Raw genomic sequence first — 4,357 nt, 5'->3', positions numbered from 1 at the left:
TGGTGCCGAGCTTCCACGGCGCGCGGCTCGCGGGCAGAAACCCCGTGCTGGTGACGGCATTGGGCATGTTGATGCCCGGGCAAAAGATGTAGCCTGGCATCTCGGGCCGCTCCGTGCCCATGAGCTCCGTCACCACCGCGCCGATGTCGGGAAAGTCGAAGGCGTTGGTGTTGCGGTAGCCTTTGAAGAATTCCTGGCAGCACTCCTTGTGCCCGGCCGTGGGCGCAGAGGTCATCGAGCGCACGACGGCGAGCCGATGCGCCTGCTTCGCCGTGAGCGGCATGAGCTCGGAGAAATGCGTGCCGGGCACGCTCGTCGGGATCGGCTTGAACGGCGACCGGTGATCAAACAGCGCGTCCGGCTTCGGATCAAACGAGTCCATCTGGCTGATGCCGCCCTCTTCATAGATCACCAGCACGCGCTTCGCCTGCCCTGCTTGCACGGCTCCGGTCGCATTGCCCGCCCTCGCCTGCAAGGCCAGCCACTCCGGCAATCCCAGCCCGAGGACGCCCGCAGACATCGACTTCAAAAGCCGACGTCGATCGGGACAAAGCGCTGGAGCGCTGCGCTGCTGCAACCCAAGGTTCATGGTGTGAGATCTACAGCGGCAGAGCGGGTGATGTTGCAAAACGGGGACGGATTCGTGGTGGGAAGGAGGAGGCGGGTGGATGACGCGTGGGGGTGTGGTGAGGCGAGGGGAAATGGGGGGGGGCAGATCCGTGGGATGAAGAAGGAGGTCAGATGAAACCAGAGTTGCGCAAAGCTTAATCTGTGGCACACTTTGGCACACAATCACCCATGCCAGCCGTAGCCATCCATCGCCGATCCGACCGTCTCGTTGCCCGCGTTACACCGGAAGACAAGGCTCTTTTGGAGCGTGCCGCAGGGCTGGAGGGATGTTCCGTGGCAGTTTTCGTCGTTTCTCATGTTCGGGCGGCAGCTGAGGAAGTTGTTCAGCGCCATAATGTTGTCCGATTGAACCAAGCTGAATCTCAGCGTTTTGTGAAAGCACTAACCGGCCCTCTCAAGCAACCCACCAAGCGGATGCGCGAGGCGTTGGCACTCCATCGTGCATCGGTCACCGAGCGTTGATCCATCCAGCCGCCTGTTTCATGGGCAAAAACATTCTATCGGTAGTCAGCGACTGAAAACCAAAACTGGCATAAAACTGCCGGGCTTTCTCATCCTTAGGATCCGTGACGACCGCCCAGGATGCCACCTCTTGAGAAGCTGCAACCGAACGACGCAGCATACTGGCCATCAAGAGCTCGCCAATATTTTGCCCCTTGAATCGAATATCGCGAGCAAGCCGGCCAAGTAGCGTCGAAGGAAGTTCTTCGTAACGCGGCAGCTTTTTGGTAAGAGCCTCCGGCAAAGCTGTACGAACCACCGTCGCCGCAGAAAGTGTGTAGTAACCCGCTATCATTCCAGGATCAGACTTCGGCACGATGACAAAGCACGCTGACGTTCCGGCATCCATCTCCTTACGCGCCCGTGTGCGCAGGAAATCATTCAGTGCAGGGACTCCACAATCGAACTCATCCCGGCGATGGATCGCAGGGTTGAGGGGTTCGATGATGAAATCTGGCTTCTGGAGTGTCATTGGAAATTTTTCATTCTAGTCTCTTGGCCATAAAAACCAAAGAAATTCCAGGTGTTTCACCCACGGTTTACACAAAGCCCGAGAATACTAACTGGTGAATGAGAAGCGCATCAAAATCTCTGGATCGATGAGTGGGCCATCTTCACTCCAGATGGTGGTGTGAATCGGTGTTGCTCCCCGGCGATGATGAAGATCCCCCCCCTTCACTTCCCCGGTTTCTTCATCTGCTTCGCCAGCCTCTCCCCCATTTGCGCGAAGCCTTGGTCATTGGGGTGTACGGCGACAGGATCGAACAACTTGGGGTCGTGGTCGATGAGGTCGAGGCCTTCGATGAGGTGCATATGGGGGTCTTTGCGGGCGGTGACGATTTCGCGGGCGACCTGGCGGTAGGCTTCGAGATCGGCGATCTGGGTCTTGGGGCTCCAGGCGGGGGGCACATAGAGGGAGGTGATGAAGTAGATGGGCACGGTGGGCTGCACGGCGCGGAGGGCATCGAAGAAGCCCATCATGTTTTTGCGGTAGCGCTCCACGGGGCCGCCGCCCTGCCAGTCGTTCACGCCCATGAGCACGGTGATGACGTCGGCCTTGAGGGTTTTCAGGACGTGGGCATCAACCACGTTGGAGGCGCGACCGCCCAGACCGAGATTGATGAGCTGCCAGCCCCTCTTTTGAGCTACCAGATACGGGTAGGTTTTGTCGATGGCGCTGGCGGTGAAGCCGTGCGTGACGGAGTCGCCATAAGCGACGTATCGCACAGCGGGTGCCGCGGGCGGTGGCTCCATTTGGGCGGGGGCTGGAGTGACTTCAATGCCCTGAAAATCGACGGAGTCGCCGTAGGGGAGGATGATCTCGTAATCGTGAAAGACGCGGGGACCGCCGAGTTCGCCGACTTTTATGTGTACTGAGACTGTTTCGGGGTCGCGCCTGGCCTGGGTGGCTTTTGTGCGGAACGTCCAGGTGGGCTGGGTGACGCCGTCGATGAGATAGAGGCCCTGGCTGTTGCGCGCGCTGGCGGAGGTGTGGAGCTCATTGAAGTGGAGCAGCACCTTCACATGCTTGGCATCGGTGCGGAAGCGAATGCGCGCGCCAGGGTTGTCCCAGCGGTAGCCTTTGCCGGGGATGTCGAACACGCGGTCAAAGCGCGCGAGCTTGGGGGCGGACAAGAGATCCTCCTTCACGTACGGCACGAACTCCATGTGCACGTAGCCGGAGTAGCCGATGCTGGTATCATCTGCTGGGATGAAGACCTGTGCTGTGCTTTGGGCCTGCTGTGCGGCCAGTGGCGCGCTGAGGAGGCTGAGGGAAACGAGGCAGGTGCAGAGAAGGAGATGGCGCAGGGAGAAGCGGCTGCGGCGTGGCTGAGGCGCGGGTGGCTGGAAGGTGGTCATGGTGTGCGGCAGACTGGCCTGCGCGGGTGGGGCGTCAACTTTTCTGCGGATGGATTGTGTGGGGGATATGGTGGCTTGCTTCGGACGAAATCTCGTTTTGAATTCGAATCCGAATGCCTTACGGAGCCCAATGACTTTGAAAACATGTCTATGGATCGCTGCGGGCTTCGTGGTGATGGGCCTGATCGGGCTGAATGGCTACTATGCCAGGCACCCTGTCTTTGTTTCGCCTCATCGGGATCTGCTGCATGAAGCACTGGGCCGCCTGGATGAATGCGAGCGGAAGGTCAGCTCTGCCCTGCCGGAGGAAACGTTCATCCATGTTCTTGAGGGCACGTCAGAAATTGACAACGGAATCCGGGCGGAGAGGCAGCTTCTCTTCAAGAAGGATTCTGCGGCGCTGCTCAAGCGGCTGCAGGAAGCCTGCGCCCCTTTGAGAACCGAGGGACGACTCAGGACCGAGATCGAAATCGAAAAGGGACACGATGGATGGATTCTTAAAATGGTCGTTTCAAGCCAAGTCTGAGCAAGGCGCGCTATAGCGTTTTCCAAAATTGATTTCCAGAAAGCGAGCGTGGAGACGCTCGGCGGCGGATTGAGGACAAGCCGCCCTACCTCGCGCAGGGCGCTCGCATGCTCAGCGCTGGTAGGGCTGGCTGTCCTCAGCCAGCCGCCGTCGAAGCCCATGATCCTCGATCAAGAAGCAACCTGCTAAACGGAAATGAGTTTTGCGAAGCGCTATACGCCTGCCAATGACCAGCGAGTCCGCCCGGTGCGCTGATGCCATCATGGGGCCGGAGGTTGATCGGGCACTGCTTGGCTGCGGGTGAAGGCCCAGCGCAGGAGGTGGAAAATGAGGCCGATGCCCGCGAGCAAGACGCCGGCGGCCCAGTAGCCGATGCCGGGGCAGTCGATGTGGAAGAGGGCGTCAAAGCAGCTCACACGCCAGAGGCCCCAGAAGAAGGCGATGACGAGGGGATACAGCACCACCGCCCGGCGACGCCTGCGTGGCGCGAACCACGGGTAGATGAATGAGAGCCCGAAAAGAAGCCCCTGCACGCACCAGTCAAAAATGCCGAGCACACGAAGCACCAAGTCTGGGGGAATGGGAGATGGCATGCGTCAGTGTGAGGTGGGTATGGGCTGCGACAGACTGGCCTGCGCGGGTGGGACGTCAACTTTTCTGCGAGGGTGCTGCGATGGTGGCGAATGGCTTGCTGCGGCACCGTGAATGAGGAGTGGCGGCGGCTGGATGGCCAATGAGAGCGCAGGGATGAGCGGGATATTTTGTCAAGTATTTGCACACTGACCCCCTTTTGGGGCTGGCTCACTTTTTTCGGATGTACTCGGCGGAGTAGCCTTCGAG

At 59.7% G+C, this 4,357-nt stretch carries 6 protein-coding genes; 2 read left to right on the top strand and 4 right to left on the bottom strand.

Annotated elements, in window-relative coordinates:
- Positions 1–520, bottom strand: a 520-nt coding sequence (locus ACIREA_RS27505; RefSeq protein ID WP_397385524.1) for a DUF1501 domain-containing protein, incomplete at its 3' end; no start/stop codon positions are given.
- A gap of 278 nt (positions 521–798) precedes the next feature.
- On the opposite strand from ACIREA_RS27505, the gene ACIREA_RS27500 reads away from it, so the two are divergent.
- Complete coding sequence (locus ACIREA_RS27500) at positions 799–1,092, top strand: DUF1778 domain-containing protein (protein WP_397385523.1); 294 nt, start codon at positions 799–801, stop codon at positions 1,090–1,092.
- On the opposite strand, the gene ACIREA_RS27495 is transcribed toward ACIREA_RS27500, so the two are convergent.
- Positions 1,079–1,603: a GNAT family N-acetyltransferase gene (locus ACIREA_RS27495; RefSeq protein ID WP_397385522.1), complete on the bottom strand. Its 525-nt coding sequence runs from the start codon at positions 1,601–1,603 to the stop codon at positions 1,079–1,081. The two genes, ACIREA_RS27500 and ACIREA_RS27495, sit on opposite strands and share 14 nt — an antisense overlap.
- Before the next feature lie 203 nt (positions 1,604–1,806).
- Positions 1,807–2,991 (bottom strand): SGNH/GDSL hydrolase family protein, encoded by a 1,185-nt coding sequence (locus ACIREA_RS27490; RefSeq protein WP_397385521.1) that lies wholly within the window; start codon positions 2,989–2,991, stop codon positions 1,807–1,809.
- Positions 2,992–3,058: 67 nt separating this feature from the next.
- Here ACIREA_RS27490 and ACIREA_RS27485 point away from each other — a divergent pair, with 67 nt between their 5' ends.
- Positions 3,059–3,517 (top strand): hypothetical protein, encoded by a 459-nt coding sequence (locus ACIREA_RS27485; RefSeq protein WP_397385520.1) that lies wholly within the window; start codon positions 3,059–3,061, stop codon positions 3,515–3,517.
- A 260-nt stretch (positions 3,518–3,777) separates the two neighbouring features.
- Here ACIREA_RS27485 and ACIREA_RS27480 read toward each other — a convergent pair whose 3' ends face one another.
- Entirely contained in the window at positions 3,778–4,110 is a 333-nt protein-coding gene (locus tag ACIREA_RS27480; protein ID WP_397385519.1) for a hypothetical protein, read from the bottom strand.
- Between the last annotated feature and the right edge of the window lie 247 nt (positions 4,111–4,357).

The organism is Prosthecobacter sp. (assembly GCF_044373815.1).
Classification (GTDB): domain Bacteria; phylum Verrucomicrobiota; class Verrucomicrobiia; order Verrucomicrobiales; family Verrucomicrobiaceae; genus Prosthecobacter.
The sequence above is the reverse complement of the archived record's forward strand: the minus strand, read 5'-3'. Positions and strand labels throughout refer to the sequence as shown.

Coding starts and splice junctions, on each gene's coding strand:
- ACIREA_RS27500 (WP_397385523.1), top strand. CDS start 799: ATGCCAGCCGTAGCCATCCATCGCCGATCCGACCGTCTCGTTGCCCGC.
- ACIREA_RS27495 (WP_397385522.1), bottom strand. CDS start 1,603: ATGACACTCCAGAAGCCAGATTTCATCATCGAACCCCTCAACCCTGCG.
- ACIREA_RS27485 (WP_397385520.1), top strand. CDS start 3,059: ATGGTGGCTTGCTTCGGACGAAATCTCGTTTTGAATTCGAATCCGAAT.
- ACIREA_RS27480 (WP_397385519.1), bottom strand. CDS start 4,110: ATGCCATCTCCCATTCCCCCAGACTTGGTGCTTCGTGTGCTCGGCATT.
- ACIREA_RS27490 (WP_397385521.1), bottom strand. CDS start 2,991: ATGACCACCTTCCAGCCACCCGCGCCTCAGCCACGCCGCAGCCGCTTC.